The sequence below is a fragment of the Dietzia aerolata genome, from assembly GCF_014144865.1.
Lineage (GTDB): Bacteria > Actinomycetota > Actinomycetes > Mycobacteriales > Mycobacteriaceae > Dietzia > Dietzia aerolata.
In genome coordinates this window covers 58,924-74,268 of record NZ_JAALDM010000015.1, presented here as the reverse complement: position 1 = coordinate 74,268, position 15,345 = coordinate 58,924, and the positions used below count along the sequence as shown (strand labels likewise).

The window sequence follows — 15,345 nt, the reverse complement described above, 5'->3', positions numbered from 1 at the left end:
CTCACCGCCGAGGAATCCCTTGGACAGCGGTGGCCGCTCGTACGGCAGGTGCCGCTCCGCCCCCACCAGGATGATGTCCGCGCGCCACCCCTCGTGCCGTAGGGCCTCGGCGCTCTTGGCGCCGGCCAGACCCGCCCCGACGATCACCACCGGCGCGACCTGACGGCCGTCCTCGTCACCGGACATGGCTGACCCATCCTCTCGGAAGCGAAGCCGGGCGGTCGGTCCACCCGACTCACACCTCCAGTGTGCGCCTCCCGGACGGGAGACACGCCGCTAACCGGGCGCATTGCGGGTGTGGGTCGGGTGTCAGCCCGGGCGGACGGTCAATGACTGCGCCACTGTGCCCACGGGTCCGTCGAGGTCGTGGATCACGCTGGAGGTCAGGCCGAGCCCGCCGGGCCCGAATGTCACGCGGGTCTCGAAGCCGACCCACGGCCCACGGGGCTCGCGCACGAGATGGGCCGTGAGGTCGATGTTCGGGAAGTGGACCCGGGTCGGGTCGGCGCGGACGGCCATGCCGTTGGCGATGTCGAACAGCGCGGCGGCCCGCGCGAGGTCGCTCACCGGCTCGTCCCCGAGCAGCGGCACGTCGGTGCGTACCCAGTACTCGGAGTGACCGGTGGCGATCTCGGTGCGCCGGACCTGAGCGGAGGCCAGGTAGCCGCCGTCCCAGAGCGTGGTGGGGTCCCATTCCGGCATCTCCTCGGGCCGCGGGATGCCCTCCAGGCCCACGCCGGCGATCCGCCCGGTCTCCCGGGGCTGTTGGAGCCAGGCGCGGACGCGGATCCCCGTGCGCTCACCGTGACCGTAGGTGGCTTCCACCAGCTCGATCGTCCGTCCCGGGCGGATCACCTCGACGGTCGTGTCCACGACGTCCATCGGGACCACACCCAGCAGTTCGTATCCCAGCCGCGAGATGACCATGGGATCATCTCGGCGGGCGGCGAGGTCCTGCTGGATCTGGTGTACGAGCAGGCCCAGGGCGGGCCCGATGTGCTGGGTGGTGATGTCCCAGGCGCCGCTGACGTGCTCGGTGGGCCGGTACGTGTCCGGACCGAGTCGCTCGAAATAGGCCATCGCCGACCTCCAACCGGTGAATGGTGATTAACTGGAAAGCCTACACAGTCGGATGGAGACCCCAGTGCAGAACCAGACCTACGACGAGTTCACCACCCCGATCGACGACCGGTACCTCGAGGACTACACCGAGGGGGCCCGCTACAGCTTCGGCGAGGAGTCGGTCAACGCCGACGAGATCATGGAGTTCGCGCGTCGCTACGATCCGCAGTCCATCCACACGGACCCGGAGGCCGCGGCGGCAGGCCCGTTCGGCGGGCTAATCGCCAGCGGGTGGCAGACCGCGGCGTTGATGATGCGACTGTTCGCGGACAATTACCTCACCAGCGTCGCGAGCCTGGCCTCCCCCGGCATCGACGAGCTCCGGTGGGTCCGTCCGCTGCGGCCCGACGATCGCCTCACCCTCATCTGCGAGACCACCGGCGTGCGCCCGTCGCGGACCAAGCCGGACCGCGGGATCCTCACCACCGACGTCACGCTGGTCAACCAGGACGGCGACCCGATCCTCACCGCCACCGCGATGAACATGGTGGCGCGGCGGCCCTGAGCGGGCCTGCGCGTCGGACGGCCTGCGGGTCAGGCCGGGGTGAGCTACCGGCTACAGCCGCGGGGTGAGGTGGAAGACCGGAAGTGTGCGGTCAGTGCGACCGGCATAGATGTCATAGTTCGGCCAGACCCGGAGCGCTGCCGCCCAGGCGTCGTCGCGGTCCAAGCCGGAGAGCTCGCGGACATCGACGGGCAGTCGCGCGCCGTACACGCTCATCTCGACCTGGCCTTCGGAGGCGGCACGGAGGTTGTACACCCACGCCGGCATCTTCTCCCCACCCCAGTTCGACCCGATGATGATCAGCCCGTTGTTCCACGAGGCGCACAGCAGGGGCGTATTCCGCATGGCCCCGGTCTTACGGCCGGGCACGTGAAGCGTCAACGTGGGCAGCCCGGCCACGCGGAGCAGCGGCACCCGTCCCCGGGTGACACGGGATAGCCAGGTGTCGAGTCCGACCACGAGGGTGGAGTTCTCGCGGGTCGCGTCCTGTCGACCGATCCAGATCGCGACCGGGGTGAAAATGTTGGTCATGGTCGGAGATTATGTCGGTACGGCCTGCGGTTGTCGCCGATCAGGTGTCCCCGGGCGGATTCCCGGACAGGCACCCCGGACCGAAGAGCTTCAGGCCCGGGCCAGAATCTGGACCGATTCAACCCAGCCCGTCCGAAGGCCAGCCTCCATCGCCGCCAGGTGGAACGCCCACATCCTGCGATAGACCGCGTCGAATCCGAGCGCGGCTGCATCCCGGCCCTTGAGGGCGAACGACTCCGACCAGAGGCGAACCGTGTCCGCGTGATGGGCGGTGGCCTCGATCCGGCCGAGCAGTTTCAGACGTGGCGACTTCTCGATCAGATCTGTGATGTCGAACCACGACGGGGCGGGCCCCGCTTCCGATACGTACTTTGACCCCCATGCCGCCAGCTCCACCACCGCGCGCTCCGGACGCTCAGGGCAGACCACCGTGTGGATGGCGAGCCTGCCCCCGGACACCAGTAGTCGATCGGCGGTCTGCACCACCTCGCCGATCCCGGCCAGCCCGGCATCTACCCCCGGGTCCACGGCGACCACCGCATCGGCGTCACCCGCGACTTCGGACGCGTCACCGAGGAAAAGCGAGACGGTGTCAGCGAGCCCGGCCGCGGCGAACCGAGCACCCAGGGCCGCGAGGCGTTCGGTGGATTCCGTCATCGTCCGCACGAGTGCGCCACGCTCTGCGGCGCGCATGGGCAACTCGCCCCAGCCCGGAGTCGCGACCACCACGCGGGCGTCCTCCCCGACCCCTGCCAGCGTCAGCAACATATCCGCAGATCGCCGCTGGGCATCCCCGAGATCCGTGCGCCGAGGCGACGGGGACGGCGCCTCGAGGTGGACGACGTCCGTGCCGTCATCGAGCCGCGTCCGCGTCCGGGGCCCGGAGGCAAAGACCGCACCCGAGGTGGACATGGTCTCGTCGGCGTACAACGAGGTCAACGCTCCGGGAACCGAGTCCTCCAGTGACACCGATGAAGATCGGCCGCGTCGCCGTCCCCCTATGGAGCCGGTCCTGCTCTCACGGCCTCCCCGACCGTCGCGCCCGAACGCCCGCTCCCCCGGATCCGCGCAATCCGGATTCGTTGCGATCCACGGCGCGAGCACCGTGATGGCCCCGCTGAGGTCCGATGTGGCCCATTCACCCGCCATGAAAGACTCGCCGAGACCCACGACACCATCGGCAACCAGCCGCGCCCAAAAGTTTTCCGGCTCACGCAGCACCACCCGAACGTCAGCGTCATAGTCGCCCGCTGCCGACGCATCCGGATAGTCGATCCTGATCCCGAGGTCCCGCGCCGCCCGGCGCAGGGCCTGGGCGACGAGTCCGGCGGCTGCCCCACCGAGTCCGGCAGGTGCGGCCAGGGCCGGCCAGCGCTCCAGGTCGACGGGTTGTGGCTCAACTCTGACCACCAGGTCCCTCCTCACTGGGCTCATCTGCCCCAGGACGGTACCGCCACCGACGGGCTGAACACGGCAGGCGCGGCGGACCAAGTCGACGGCCTACACTCGACGGGTGTGGCAGGGCTACACGACGGGGGCACCTGCACCTGCTAGTCGTGGCCTCGCGTGCACGCTGTGCGCCCGACCACTATCCTTGGAAGCCGTGCCCTCGCACGAAATTGCCGGGCTATAAACACCGATGAGGCCATCGCGCCCCGACTTCCATTCAGCCTCTCAGGAGCCACCATGACCGAGCCCGCATCTGTTCAGGACACCGCCGCCACACCGGTGCCCCGTCGGCACCGTGTCGTCATCATCGGCTCCGGCTTCGGCGGCCTGTTCGCCGCCCAGCACCTGGAAAAGGCCGACGTCGACGTGACGCTGATCGCCAGGACCGGACACCACCTCTTCCAGCCGCTGCTGTACCAGGTGGCCACCGGGATCCTGTCGGTTGGTGAGATCGCCCCACCAACGCGTCTGATCTTGCGTGACCAGGAGAATGCGTCGGTCGTTCTGGGCGACGTGAACAAGATCGACGTCACGGACAAGCGGGTGCACGCCACCGCCGGACACATCGCGTTTGATCTGGAGTACGACAGCCTGATCGTGGCCGCAGGAGCCAACCAGTCCTACTTCGGCAATGATCATTTCGAGCGTTGGGCGCCGGGCATGAAGACGGTCGACGACGCGCTCGAGCTCCGTAGCCGAATCCTGGGCTGTTTCGAGCAGGCCGAGGTCATCGACGACGAGGAGGAGCGTCGTCGGCTGCTCACCTTCATCATCGTCGGTGCGGGCCCCACCGGTGTGGAGATGGCCGGTCAGGTGGCCGAGCTGGCTCAGCACACCCTCAAGGACAGCTTCCGCCGCATTGATCCCGCCTCTGCCCGGGTCATCCTGCTCGACGCCGCGCCAGCCGTCCTTCCGCCCTTCGGCAACAAGCTCGGCAACGCCGCACGCGCCCGTCTCGAGAAGATGGGCGTGGAGATCCAGCTCAATGCGATGGTGACGGACGTCGATTATCACGGTATCGAGGTCAAGGATCCCGACGGCTCGGTGCGCCGTATCGACGCCTCCTGCAAGATCTGGTCAGCCGGCGTTCAGGCGAGTCCGCTGGGCAAGATGCTCGCCGAGCAGACCGACGCCGAGATCGACCGGGCTGGACGTGTTCTCGTCAACAAGGACCTGTCGCTGCCCGGGCATTCTGAGATCTTCGTCGTGGGCGACATGATGAGCTTGGACAATCTCCCGGGTGTCGCCCAGGTCGCGATCCAGGGCGGAAAGTACGCCGCCAAGCAGATCATCAATGAGGTCGAGAAGGGCAAGTCACCTGCCCAGAGGCCCCCCTTCAAGTACTTCGACAAGGGATCGATGGCCACTGTGTCGCGGTACAGCGCCGTCGTGAAGATGGGCCGGATCGAGATCTCCGGTTTCATCGCCTGGGTCATGTGGCTGATCGTCCATCTCGCCTACCTGATCGGCTTCAAGAACCGGGTCACGACGATGTTCTCGTGGGGCATGCACATGGGCGGCGACCACCGCTCGCAGCTGACCTCCACCAAGCAGTGGGTATATGCCCGTCAGGCGATCGAGCGTGTCGCCGCCGACGAAGCCGCCGCGGTGCGCACCGCCGAGGAAGCCCGCCGAAACGGGACATCGGCAGAATCTGACGCATCCGCCGACACCGCCGGACGCAATACCGAATCCGTACGCTAGGCCGCACTCGGACGCCCCAGGCTGGCCCGGGGCGTCCGGAGAGTCGGCCACGCGCCCGGCACACGAGCTGAGAACACCCGGCGGAACGTACATTCCGCCGGGCGTTCACATATCTCTGTCACGGGCCCGCTTTCGAGGCCCGTGTCGCTACTGCAGGTTCGCCAGTCGCACCTGGCCGACCGCGACGACCCGCTCATCGTCGTCCGCGATCTCCACCCGCCAGAGCTGCTGAGAGCGTCCTCTGTGCACGGGCGTCCCGGTCGCGGTGAGCGTGCCCTCGGTGACGGCACGGAGGAAATCAGTCGAGTTGTTCACCCCGACGACCCGTCCTTCTCCACCAACCCAGACCGAGCCGGCCACACTCGCGACCGTCTCAGCGATCGCGCAGTACACACCGCCGTGGACGATCCCGTGAGGTTGGTGGAGATGCGGGCCAACAGGTACCTCGACGACGACCTTGTCCGGAGTGACCTCGAGATACTTCATGCCCACCACGCCGCCGAAACCCACAGCTTCGTGCTCGCGGACCCTGTCAAGGAACTCGTTACCGGACGCGGACATCAGACCTCTTCTCCAGGCCCGGCAGCAGCGGGCCCCCATCAGGCCCGGAGAAACCGGGCGACCGTCCAGAGGCTACCCGTACGGGTGGCAGATCGCGGCCATACCGGCTGGATGCATCCGGCCCTCCCCCGGTGTCAGCGAACTGAGCGCCATCCACGGTCACGCACGGGGATCGGCCCGGCGCCCGGGGTGCGGGGAAGGCCGCTACGCTTGCGCACCGCCAGCCCCGAATCGTGCAGCGCCTGCAGAACGAGCTGCCCACGTCGGTAACCCGTCTCCGGGCTGGTGCCAGCGAAGGTCGGGACGATGGTCGCAGCACCGAGGACGCTCTCCCCGGCCATTGACCACAGAGTGTCCTGGCTGCAGCTACTGACCTCGGACAGGCCGGCGAACACCTCGGTCAGAGTGCCCCGCGCCCGGCAGGCCAACCACTGGGCCAGGGCCTGCTCGCACGGCAGGACGACGGTCCCCGGCGAGCCAGCACATTGATCGTCCGGAAGGACGCGCAGCGTCGTGTCTCGCACGCCCGCCCAGTCCAGTCCACCTTCGATATCGGTTCGCACGGCCATGTTCTCCGAGCCCGTATCCCAGACGCGGCCGAGCGTGACGAAGCTGGCGACGGCCCGGCCGAGCACCCCGTGAGTGAACGCTTCTGCCACGAGGTAGGTCGCGAAACGCATGTCACCGGAATCGGCGAAGTAGTTGCGGAACATGAGTTCCACACGTCCCCCGTCCACCGCTTCCTCGAGCCGTACCCAACGGCGACGGGACTGAGTGCCCAGATCCGCCATGGAATAGAACTTCGGATATCCGGCCCGGAACGTACCGAGAATCTCGGTCGTGTCCTCGAACACCGTGCGCATACCGACCATCTGCTCAGGCAGGATGGAGCTGGTCATATCTGGTCTTTCCCCCTGTGTGAATCCCCATATGAAAAGGTCCGGTTTCCCCTCGGAGATGAGCACCGCGCGGTCCGTTCCCCCCGTCCCGCAGTGGTGCCCGTCACCGAACCCAGTACTAAGTGTTACAACAGATCACCAGTCATCTCCAAGGAATTTTCGAGTATTTGGCCAAAGTCTGCACTGGGTGCAACGGTGATCAGTCAGCTATCTCATAGTTTTCTCTCAGGATGACCTCCTTCCCAGAATGGGTATCGGTGCAGGTCCGCAGTGCCGCATGACGTCGTCTACCCTGAAGTTCATGAGTACTGAGCGCGAGGACGCGCAGACCGCGACCGACATCACCGGAACCGCCGATATCGGAGTCACCGGACTCGCCGTGATGGGCTCCAATATCGCCCGAAACTTCGCTCGCCGTGGCTATACGGTTGCCGTCCACAATCGTTCGACCGGCAAGACCGATGCCCTGCTGAACGAACACGGGTCCGACGGCGACTTTGTGCGCACCGAGTCGATCGCAGAGTTCGCGGCCGCGCTGAACTCCCCCCGTCGAGCCCTGGTGATGGTGCAGGCCGGAGCCCCCACCGATGCCGTGATCGACGCGCTCGCGGACGTCTTCGACGAGGGCGACATCATCATCGACGGCGGCAATGCGCTCTACACCGACACGATTCGCCGCGAAAAGGCCATGGCCGAGCGCGGCATCCGCTTCATCGGCGCCGGCATCTCCGGCGGCGAGGAAGGCGCACTCGAGGGGCCGTCGATCATGCCCGGCGGCCCTGCGTCGAGCTACGAGGTCGTGGGGCCGATGCTCGAATCGATCTCCGCGAAGGTCGACGGCACCCCCTGCTGCACGCACATCGGGGACGACGGCTCGGGCCATTTCGTGAAGATGGTCCACAACGGCATCGAGTACTCGGACATGCAGCTGATCGGCGAGGCCTATCACCTGCTCCGGGGAGTCGCCGGAATCGAGCCCGGCCCCATGGCCGAGGTGTTCCGCGACTGGAACACCGGCGAGTTGGACTCCTACCTCATCGAGATCACGGCGGAGGTTCTCGCGCAGGTCGATGCGGACACCGGCGGCCCGCTGGTCGATGTGATCGTGGACCGCGCGGGTCAGAAGGGCACCGGACGCTGGACGGTCAAGTCCGCCCTCGACCTCGGAGTTCCGGTCACCGGAATCGCCGAGGCTGTCTTCGCACGGGCACTGTCGAGCTCCGTTCCACAGCGCGAAGCCGGTAAGTCGCTCCCCTCGGGCACGGTGTCCACGCCGTCGGAGGCCGGTGCTGAGTTCGTCGAGGACGTGCGCAAGGCGCTGTACGCCTCGAAGATCATCGCCTACGCCCAGGGCTTTGACCAGATCACTGCTGCGAGCACCGAGCACGGCTGGGACATCGCGCGGGGCGATCTCGCCACGATCTGGCGGGGCGGCTGCATCATCCGCGCCAAGTTCCTCAATCACATCCGCGAGGCGTACGCCCAGAACCCGGAGCTTCCCACGCTTCTGGCCGCGCCCTACTTCGCCGAGGCCCTCGCCGACTGCGTGGACAGCTGGCGACGGGTGGTCACCACCGCGGTAACCGCTGGAATCCCCGCGCCCGGATTCTCGGCGGCACTGGCCTACTACGACGGCCTGCGCACTGATCGGCTGCCCGCCGCCCTGATCCAGGGCCAGCGCGATTTTTTCGGTGCCCACACCTACCTGCGCACCGACCGTGACGGCAGCTTCCACACACTGTGGAGCGGCGATCGCTCGGAGGTCCGGGCCTGACCGGCGACGCTCTTCCGAATCTGGATCGCCTGCTCACCGATCTCGGTGTGGCGGTCCCCGTTCGTCATGCCGTGTCCGGGATCGTCCCGGGCACGGCAAGCGCGATCCAGGCGGCGGCACTGGGCGATGCCGTAGACGGTCGGGATCTGCTGGCAGTGGCTCCGACCGGCTCCGGGAAGACCCTGGTCTTCGCCGTCGGCGTGGTCCACCGGATCGCCGGGGCACCGAGCGTTCCCGGCCGGCCGCGGGCGATCGTGGTCTCTCCCACCAGGGAACTCGCACTTCAGAGTGAGGACGTACTCGCTGCGATCGGCGCCGGTGCCGGCCTGCGCACCGCGACCTTCGTGGGCGGCCAGTCCCTGGCGAAGGATCGCCGGTTGCTCGTCGCCCCCGTCGATATCGCCGTGGGCACACCGGGTCGGCTCGTCGACCTCGCCCGAGGTGGGGATCTCGATACGTCGGATGTCCGGATCGTGGTTCTGGACGAGGTCGACCAGTTGATGAGCGCCTCGTTCACAGAACAGACGGATCTCCTTCTCGATCACTGCCAGACTGCGACATTGCTATCGACCACCGCCACCGCAGATGTCGACGTGGAGTCTGAACTTCGTCGTCGTCGTCCGGATCTTCTCATCCACCGGGTGCAGCATCCCCCACGCGACGGTGACCCGCATCCCCCGTCGGCGATCCGGCAGCAGGACGTATCCACGTCGCCGCGCCACCTGATCGTCGTCACCGCGGACGACCCGGAACGCTGTGCCACCGCGCTCGCCGCGCGCTGCACACGGGCCCTGTTCTTCGTTACCCGCAGGGACGCCGTGGAACCGCTCCGGACCTCGATCGCCGAGTCCGGCGTGACCGCCGCCGGAGTGTCGGGCTCAGCCTCACCCACCCGGCGCGCGGCCGCCTTTGCCGAACTCGCCGGCGGATCCGTCAGGGTGCTCGTGACCACCGACCTCGCGGGCCGGGGCCTCGACCTCGAGGCGATCGGTCACATCGTCCACGTCGGGCCACCCCATTCCATCGACGACCTCGTGCACCGTTCCGGCCGCACGGGGCGCGGCGGCCGGGCAGCCGGAACCGTCGCCGCCATCGTGCGTCCTGGCCAGGCCAGCCGGATGATCACCCAGGCCGAGATAGCAGGCATGACCGTCGAGAAGGTGGATGCCGACGCTTCGTCCTCTGATACTCGGCTCGAGGGACTGTTCGGCCCTCGGATCCAGCCGCCACGGCGCAAACGGGAGCCCGCGCCGCGAGCGTCCACCCGACGCCCGGCGCAATCCCGGCCGCACCGACCGAAGCGGAAAAAGCGGACGTGACCGAACAGTTGGATCCCTCGCGAACAGTGCGCAGATCTCCTGTTTTGATTCCGGAGGCCCTGTGGCGGTCGAGGGAGGATCGGCACCACGAGATCGTTGACTCGCTGACCACCGACCACCTGCAGCGCCGCCAGCGCGGGACCCCGCACCCCGTAGTGGACTTTCTGTTCACCTACTACCGCACCAGTGTCGGCACCATCCGTCGCTGGCATCCCGGCCCCGGCGTGATTCTCGAAAACGCCCACCACGAGGCGCGAACGGAATGGCGCCACTACCGACAGGCGTCCCTTCACGGGCGTAGAGGGCTCATGGTGGACGCGGAATCCGTCGTCGCGCGAAGCGGGCCGAGAATCCGACGAGCCCGCGAGATAGTCGAGGCCACCACGACGCGAGCAGGGGCGACCGGATGCTTCGGCCTCCACGAATGGGCAATGCTCTATCGCACGGGCGCCGATGAGACCAGGCATGATCACGTTCCGCTCCGGATCCCCCGACAGGTTGTCGACGACGTCGTCGAGAGCTCTCGCCTCCGGTGCACGCACTTCGATGCATTTCGCTTCTTCACCGAACCGGCAGAGCCTCTCAACGAACTGCGACTCACCCGCGCAGGGCAGGCCGACCACGAGCAGCCAGCATGTTTGCACGCGGGGATGGACATCTACGCACATGCGGCCCTGATGGAAGCTGGCGCACCCGGCGAGTTGCTGTTGGATGCCCTCCGGGCCGCGTTCGATGCACGCGAGGTCGACATGCGCTCGTCGCCGTATGACCTCTCTGAATGGGGACTCACGCCGATCCCGGTGGAGACCGCGCGGGGCCGGACCGAGTTCGTGGCGTTCCAGCGGAGATGGATCAGCCTCACCCAGGCTCTGCGTTCACGGCTCCTCCTCGCGATGGATCGGCTCGCCTATGAATCGACGCCGGCACACGCAAACGCCGCCCGACCGTCGGTCGGGTCCGCCTGACAGTCAGACCGGTTGGGCGTCGAACACCTCTTGTGCGACCTTCGTGACCACGCGCCCGAGTTCGGCATAGGCCTCGTCATCCGCGCTCGCGGTCCGCAGGAACAGTCCCATCGTCCGCCCCGGGGCGGGTTCGGCGAAGGTGGCCACACCGATTCCCGGGTCCCGGCTCTCGGGGCCAACTGCGGACTGGGGAACGATGGACACTCCGAGGCCACCAGCCACGCACTGAACTGCTGTCGTCAGCGATGCCGCCCGGGACTCCTCCCGCCCCAGCACCGGCACGGATACACGGCGGCACAGATCCACCGTCTGCTCCCGCAGGCAATGCCCCTCGTCCAGGAGCAGGAGTGGCTGATCGGCAAGAACCTCTGGCGAAATGCTGACCGCGCCGGCGAGGTCATGTCCCGCGGGCACCAGGAGCGCGAACTTCTCCTGGTACAGCGGGATGGACACGACGCCCGAGGCGTCTGTCGGCACAGCCATGATCGCCAGATCGATCACCCCACTTCGTAGGCCCTCGACCAGTCGTGCCGTTTGGTCCTCAACGATCCTCGGCTTGAGATCGGGAAAGCGTTCGGCGAGCGCTGGCAACAGCCCCGGCAACAAATACGGTGCGGCCGTGGGGATGACGCCGATTCGCAATGTTCCGGAGAGCAATCCCCCACTACCTGCAGCCACATCTGATACCGCATCGACCGCCGTCACCGCAGCGCGCGCGAACGGCAGCAGTCGTCGCCCGGCGGGTGTCACGAGCACGGACCGAGTACTACGCTCGACAAGACGAAGGCCCAGACCTTCCTCAAGGGTGGCCAATGCCTGAGACAGTGACGGTTGACTCATTCCCAGTTCCTCCGCGGCGCTACGAAAGTGGAGGCGCTCGGCGACAGTGATGAACACTCGGAGTTGCATCACGCTTGGAACAAACCGGTGATCGGGCATGCCAATGAGTGTAGAACCACTATTCAAATGAAGTCGACGATTATTCATCGAATTCTATGAGTGATCCTTGTCTCATTAGGCTTTACCTGTTGGCGGATCTGGGCCATAGTGGGTCTTGTCCGTTCCACAGCGGCCCAATCATCAGGAGGATCACATGGCTATTTTGACCATTGGCGACCAGTTCCCGGACTTTGAGCTCACCGCCCTGAAGGGTGGCGACCTCCGCGAGGTCAACGCCCAGCAGCCCGAGGACTACTTCGAGACTGTCACCAACCAGTCCTACGCCGGCAAGTGGCGCGTGATCTTCTTCTACCCGAAGGACTTCACCTTCGTCTGCCCCACCGAGATCGCCGCCTTCGGCAAGCTCGACGAGGACTTCCAGGACCGCGACACGCAGGTCCTCGGTGGCTCCATCGACAACGAGTTCGCGCACTTCAACTGGCGCGCGACCAACGACGAGCTCAAGGGCGTCCCCTTCCCGCTCCTGTCGGACATCAAGCACGAGCTGATCCGTGCCCTGGGTGTCGAGAACGCTGATGGTGTGGCCGATCGCGCCACCTTCATCGTCGACCCGGACAACGTCATCCAGTTCGTCTCCGTGACCCCCGACGCCGTCGGCCGCAACGTCGACGAGGTTCTCCGTGTGCTGGACGCGCTCCAGTCCTCCGAGGTCTGCGCCTGCAACTGGCAGAAGAACGACCCCACCAAGAACCTCGACAAGATGGAGATGCTGCAGGAGGGCATTAAGTGAGCATCGAGAACCTGAAGTCCGGGCTCCCGGAGTTTGCGAAGGATCTCAAGCTGAACCTCAGCTCGCTCGCTCGGTCCACCGAGCTCAACGAGCAGCAGCTCTGGGGAACCTTCCTCGCGACCGCCGCAGCGACCCGTTCGGCCACCGTGCTGTCGGAGATCGCTGACGAGGCTCGCCAGCATCTGTCCGACGAGGCATTCAACGCCGCCCTGGGCGCCGCCTCAATCATGGCGATGAACAATGTGTCGTACCGCGCCAAGGAGTTCCTCGGCGACGACTACACCCAGGTCCGTATGGGCCTGCGGATGAACATCATCGCCAACCCCGGTGTTGAGAAGGCAGACTTCGAGCTCTGGTCGATGGCGGTGTCCACGATCAACGGCTGCGAGAACTGCACCGCCGCTCATGATGCGGTTATCCGCAAGGAGGGCCTCACCAAGGAGCAGGCATGGGAGGCAGTCAAGATCGCTGCCACCGTTGCCGGTGTCGCTCAGGCGGTCGAGATCGACGCCAACATCTGATTCCACCGAAACGGTGATCGGGAAAGCCCCGCTGACAGAAGTCAGCGGGGCTTTTTCCTGTCTTCCCGGCATCAACCTGGATACATTGCGGGGTTCCGGCTCCCATAGAACGTCCTTCGGCAGTAGGTTCGAGAGAAGTGTCGCGGAAGGTGTCCGCGGCCTCGCTGACGAAATGGAGCTGACATGACCACCGGAGGTACACCGACGGGGGACGGTTCTCACCATGACCCGAACAACACCGGGATGAACCACGAGGGCTGGGGGCAGCCACAGGGTGGCCAGGACAATGGTCAACCGGGATATGGCCAGCCAGGTCAGAGCTACGGCCAGCCAGAGCAGCCCGGACAGCAGTCTTATCCCGGCGGAGGCTACGGCCAGCCCGGACAGCAATCCGACCCGGGCAGCAGCGATTACGGCCAGCCGGGCCAGGAGTCTTACCCGGACAGCGGCAGCTACGGCCAGCCCGGACAGCAGCCCTACCCCGGTGGCGGCTACGGCCAGCCCGGACAGCAGTCCTACCCCGGTGGCAGCTATGGGCAACCAGGGCAAGAGCCCTTCCCGGGCGGCGGCTACGGCCAGCCCGGACAGCAGCCCTTCCCCGGTGGCGGCTACGGCCAGCCCGGACAAGAGTCCTATCCCGGCGGGAACTACGGCGACAGCTTCGGGGGGGCAGGTGCCGCGGGCGCCGTGGTGACCGCCGGAAAGATCGACGCGCCTAACGTGATCTCCACTGCGTGGAATCTGTTCAAGAACAATCCGGTGCCCTGGATTGTTCTTGCCATTGCGATGTTCGTCGCCAACGGGATTGCCAGTTTCATCTCCCAGTCGGACATGCTCGGCGTTGCTTTCCTGGGCTCCCTGTTGTCCATTGCCGTTAGTTTCGTATTCCAGGCGTTCTTGATCCGAGGTGCACTGCTCGAGGTTGACGGGCACAAGCCAGAGATCGCCGACTTCTTCAAATTGACGAATTTCGGCGCATTTGTCCTGGCGTCCGTCATCATCGGCATCGCCACCTTTATCGGCATGTTCCTTCTGGTCATCCCGGGTCTTGTCGTGATGTTCTTCCTCTACTGGACGCTTCACTTCGTGATCGACCGCAATATGAATGCGATCGACGCACTCAAGTCGAGCTTCAACGCCATCAAGTCCGACGGTGGAAACCTCTTCGTCCTGGCCCTGTTGAACGTTCTGATCATCATCGTCGGCTTCATCGCGCTGTTCGTCGGACTTCTGGTCGCGATGCCGATCGTCATGCTTGCCTCAACGGTGGCCTACCGCACCATCACGGGCCCGAGCGATTTCTCACGAGCCGAGAAAGCCGCGGCCTGAACACTCCTGACTCCTCAGGTTGAAGTGGAAAATACGAACAAGCCCCGGCGACCAACACTGGTCACCGGGGCTTGTCTCGCTCGGCTAAAAAACAGGTCGCGGCGACCTAGCCTTTGCCATCATCGAGCGACGCATCGTCCGCCATGGAAGGTCGCGGACTAGCGCCAGACTCTCCCGCGCCACCATCGCCCGTGGCTGCCTCCGCTCCAACAGCTTCTGCGTCCCGGGCGACCTGCTGGGTCTCGCCGTCAACTGGCCTCATGGGCTCGTCAAGTTCCATCGCACGGCGCACGGCCCACACGGTCACGAGGAATGCCACCAACGCCAGCGGCCATCCCATCCCAATGCGGGCAGCTCCCAGCCACGTGACCTCATCGTTGAGATACAGCGCGTACTGCAGGACCGCTCGAATGGCGAACAAGGCGGCCCAGGCCCATGTAGCTACCGCGTACCACTTCCGTGCCTGACGATTCTTGCGCCAGGCCATTCCCCTCTTGTCGAGGAATGACCAGATGACTCCGACCAGGGGCCATCTGACCAGCGCAGAGATCAAGAACACTGCACCATAGACGGCTTGGGTGATGATCCCGTAGAGGAAATAGCCCTTCGCATCACCAGTCCGCCAGGCGATGAACACACAGATCGCGACGCCGATGAATCCGGAGATGGCTGGTTGCGGATTCTGTCGGCGGGCCAACGACCAAGCCAGCATTGCCACGGCCACGCCCAGCGCCGCCCAGATAGCAGCGTCCAGTCCCCAGAACGAATTGACGGGGACGAACGTGAGGATGGGGATCGACGAGAACACCAGCCCCCGAATGCCACCCATCTGCTCGATCAATGACGCGTCGGGGTCGCCGAATGCCGGTCGACGGGCAGGAGTCTCGCCCGTCTGCTGTTCAGGCTCGCTCATGTATTTCCTCCACCAGTGCGACCCGGCTGGCCGATGAGCAGCTCATAGCGCGGGTTGAACATG

16 protein-coding genes are annotated in these 15,345 nt (G+C 65.9%); 8 read left to right on the top strand and 8 right to left on the bottom strand.

Going from position 1 to position 15,345, the window contains the following annotated elements; genetic code table 11:
* A partial coding sequence (locus G6016_RS01225) for an FAD-dependent oxidoreductase (protein WP_182630888.1) occupies positions 1 to 186 on the bottom strand: 186 nt, incomplete at its 3' end.
* 123 nt (positions 187 to 309) lie between these two features.
* A complete protein-coding gene (locus G6016_RS01220; protein WP_182630887.1) occupies positions 310 to 1,080 on the bottom strand; it encodes a thioesterase family protein in 771 nt (256 codons plus the stop codon).
* Between the two features lie 64 nt (positions 1,081 to 1,144).
* Here G6016_RS01220 and G6016_RS01215 point away from each other — a divergent pair, with 64 nt between their 5' ends.
* Positions 1,145 to 1,627, top strand: a complete 483-nt coding sequence (locus G6016_RS01215; RefSeq protein WP_182630886.1) for a MaoC/PaaZ C-terminal domain-containing protein — start codon at positions 1,145 to 1,147, stop codon at positions 1,625 to 1,627.
* Positions 1,628 to 1,678: 51 nt separating this feature from the next.
* Here G6016_RS01215 and G6016_RS01210 read toward each other — a convergent pair whose 3' ends face one another.
* Both G6016_RS01210 and G6016_RS01205 read right to left on the bottom strand, forming a co-directional pair.
* Positions 1,679 to 2,158: a nitroreductase family deazaflavin-dependent oxidoreductase gene (locus tag G6016_RS01210; RefSeq protein ID WP_182630885.1), complete on the bottom strand. Its 480-nt coding sequence runs from the start codon at positions 2,156 to 2,158 to the stop codon at positions 1,679 to 1,681.
* Between the two features lie 90 nt (positions 2,159 to 2,248).
* The gene (locus G6016_RS01205; protein ID WP_182630884.1) at positions 2,249 to 3,568 is read right to left on the bottom strand and encodes a class I SAM-dependent methyltransferase; all 1,320 of its coding nucleotides are present in this window, start codon (positions 3,566 to 3,568) and stop codon (positions 2,249 to 2,251) included.
* 276 nt (positions 3,569 to 3,844) lie between these two features.
* On the opposite strand from G6016_RS01205, the gene G6016_RS01200 reads away from it, so the two are divergent.
* Complete coding sequence (locus G6016_RS01200; RefSeq protein WP_241729634.1) at positions 3,845 to 5,311, top strand: NAD(P)/FAD-dependent oxidoreductase; 1,467 nt, start codon at positions 3,845 to 3,847, stop codon at positions 5,309 to 5,311.
* Between the two features lie 147 nt (positions 5,312 to 5,458).
* Here the strand turns inward: G6016_RS01200 and G6016_RS01195 are convergent, their stop codons facing one another.
* On the bottom strand, positions 5,459 to 5,797 hold the full coding sequence (locus G6016_RS01195) for a PaaI family thioesterase (protein WP_380024253.1): 339 nt from the start codon (positions 5,795 to 5,797) through the stop codon (positions 5,459 to 5,461).
* A gap of 209 nt (positions 5,798 to 6,006) precedes the next feature.
* Positions 6,007 to 6,771 carry a hypothetical protein gene (locus tag G6016_RS01190; RefSeq protein ID WP_182630882.1) on the bottom strand — a complete coding sequence of 255 codons (765 nt, stop codon included), beginning with the start codon at positions 6,769 to 6,771 and terminating at the stop codon, positions 6,007 to 6,009.
* Between the two features lie 301 nt (positions 6,772 to 7,072).
* On the opposite strand from G6016_RS01190, the gene gnd reads away from it, so the two are divergent.
* The 3 genes from gnd to G6016_RS01175 are packed head-to-tail and all read left to right on the top strand — an operon-like array spanning position 7,073 to position 10,829.
* Positions 7,073 to 8,545, top strand: coding sequence for an NADP-dependent phosphogluconate dehydrogenase (gene gnd, locus G6016_RS01185; protein ID WP_182630881.1), 1,473 nt, complete (start codon positions 7,073 to 7,075; stop codon positions 8,543 to 8,545).
* A 47-nt stretch (positions 8,546 to 8,592) separates the two neighbouring features.
* Positions 8,593 to 9,864, top strand: a complete 1,272-nt coding sequence (locus tag G6016_RS01180; RefSeq protein ID WP_338403466.1) for a DEAD/DEAH box helicase — start codon at positions 8,593 to 8,595, stop codon at positions 9,862 to 9,864.
* Positions 9,861 to 10,829: a hypothetical protein gene (locus G6016_RS01175; protein ID WP_338403465.1), complete on the top strand. Its 969-nt coding sequence runs from the start codon at positions 9,861 to 9,863 to the stop codon at positions 10,827 to 10,829. Before G6016_RS01180 ends, G6016_RS01175 begins: the two co-directional genes overlap by 4 nt.
* Before the next feature lie 3 nt (positions 10,830 to 10,832).
* On the opposite strand, the gene G6016_RS01170 is transcribed toward G6016_RS01175, so the two are convergent.
* The gene (locus G6016_RS01170; RefSeq protein ID WP_182630879.1) at positions 10,833 to 11,768 is read right to left on the bottom strand and encodes a hydrogen peroxide-inducible genes activator; all 936 of its coding nucleotides are present in this window, start codon (positions 11,766 to 11,768) and stop codon (positions 10,833 to 10,835) included.
* 154 nt (positions 11,769 to 11,922) lie between these two features.
* Between G6016_RS01170 and G6016_RS01165 the strand changes: the two genes are divergently transcribed.
* From G6016_RS01165 to G6016_RS01155, 3 genes are all read left to right on the top strand, one after another.
* Positions 11,923 to 12,519, top strand: a complete 597-nt coding sequence (locus G6016_RS01165) for a peroxiredoxin (protein WP_182630878.1) — start codon at positions 11,923 to 11,925, stop codon at positions 12,517 to 12,519.
* Positions 12,516 to 13,040 carry an alkylhydroperoxidase, AhpD family gene (ahpD, locus tag G6016_RS01160; protein WP_182630877.1) on the top strand — a complete coding sequence of 175 codons (525 nt, stop codon included), beginning with the start codon at positions 12,516 to 12,518 and terminating at the stop codon, positions 13,038 to 13,040. The genes G6016_RS01165 and ahpD overlap by 4 nt, the downstream gene beginning before the upstream one ends.
* 183 nt (positions 13,041 to 13,223) lie before the next feature.
* Positions 13,224 to 14,369: a DUF2189 domain-containing protein gene (locus G6016_RS01155; RefSeq protein WP_182630876.1), complete on the top strand. Its 1,146-nt coding sequence runs from the start codon at positions 13,224 to 13,226 to the stop codon at positions 14,367 to 14,369.
* 106 nt (positions 14,370 to 14,475) lie between these two features.
* On the opposite strand, the gene G6016_RS01150 is transcribed toward G6016_RS01155, so the two are convergent.
* Positions 14,476 to 15,282 carry a DUF3159 domain-containing protein gene (locus G6016_RS01150; protein ID WP_182630875.1) on the bottom strand — a complete coding sequence of 269 codons (807 nt, stop codon included), beginning with the start codon at positions 15,280 to 15,282 and terminating at the stop codon, positions 14,476 to 14,478.
* Positions 15,283 to 15,345 lie beyond the last annotated feature (63 nt).

Bases quoted from the DNA above. Each gene is read 5' to 3' on its own strand.
- G6016_RS01155 (WP_182630876.1), top strand. From the start codon at position 13,224: ATGACCACCGGAGGTACACCGACGGGGGACGGTTCTCACCATGACCCG.
- G6016_RS01200 (WP_241729634.1), top strand. From the start codon at position 3,845: ATGACCGAGCCCGCATCTGTTCAGGACACCGCCGCCACACCGGTGCCC.
- G6016_RS01210 (WP_182630885.1), bottom strand. From the start codon at position 2,158: ATGACCAACATTTTCACCCCGGTCGCGATCTGGATCGGTCGACAGGAC.
- G6016_RS01195 (WP_380024253.1), bottom strand. From the start codon at position 5,797: ATGAAGTATCTCGAGGTCACTCCGGACAAGGTCGTCGTCGAGGTACCT.
- G6016_RS01165 (WP_182630878.1), top strand. From the start codon at position 11,923: ATGGCTATTTTGACCATTGGCGACCAGTTCCCGGACTTTGAGCTCACC.
- gnd (WP_182630881.1), top strand. From the start codon at position 7,073: ATGAGTACTGAGCGCGAGGACGCGCAGACCGCGACCGACATCACCGGA.
- G6016_RS01170 (WP_182630879.1), bottom strand. From the start codon at position 11,768: ATGCCCGATCACCGGTTTGTTCCAAGCGTGATGCAACTCCGAGTGTTC.
- G6016_RS01150 (WP_182630875.1), bottom strand. From the start codon at position 15,282: ATGAGCGAGCCTGAACAGCAGACGGGCGAGACTCCTGCCCGTCGACCG.
- G6016_RS01190 (WP_182630882.1), bottom strand. From the start codon at position 6,771: ATGACCAGCTCCATCCTGCCTGAGCAGATGGTCGGTATGCGCACGGTG.
- G6016_RS01220 (WP_182630887.1), bottom strand. From the start codon at position 1,080: ATGGCCTATTTCGAGCGACTCGGTCCGGACACGTACCGGCCCACCGAG.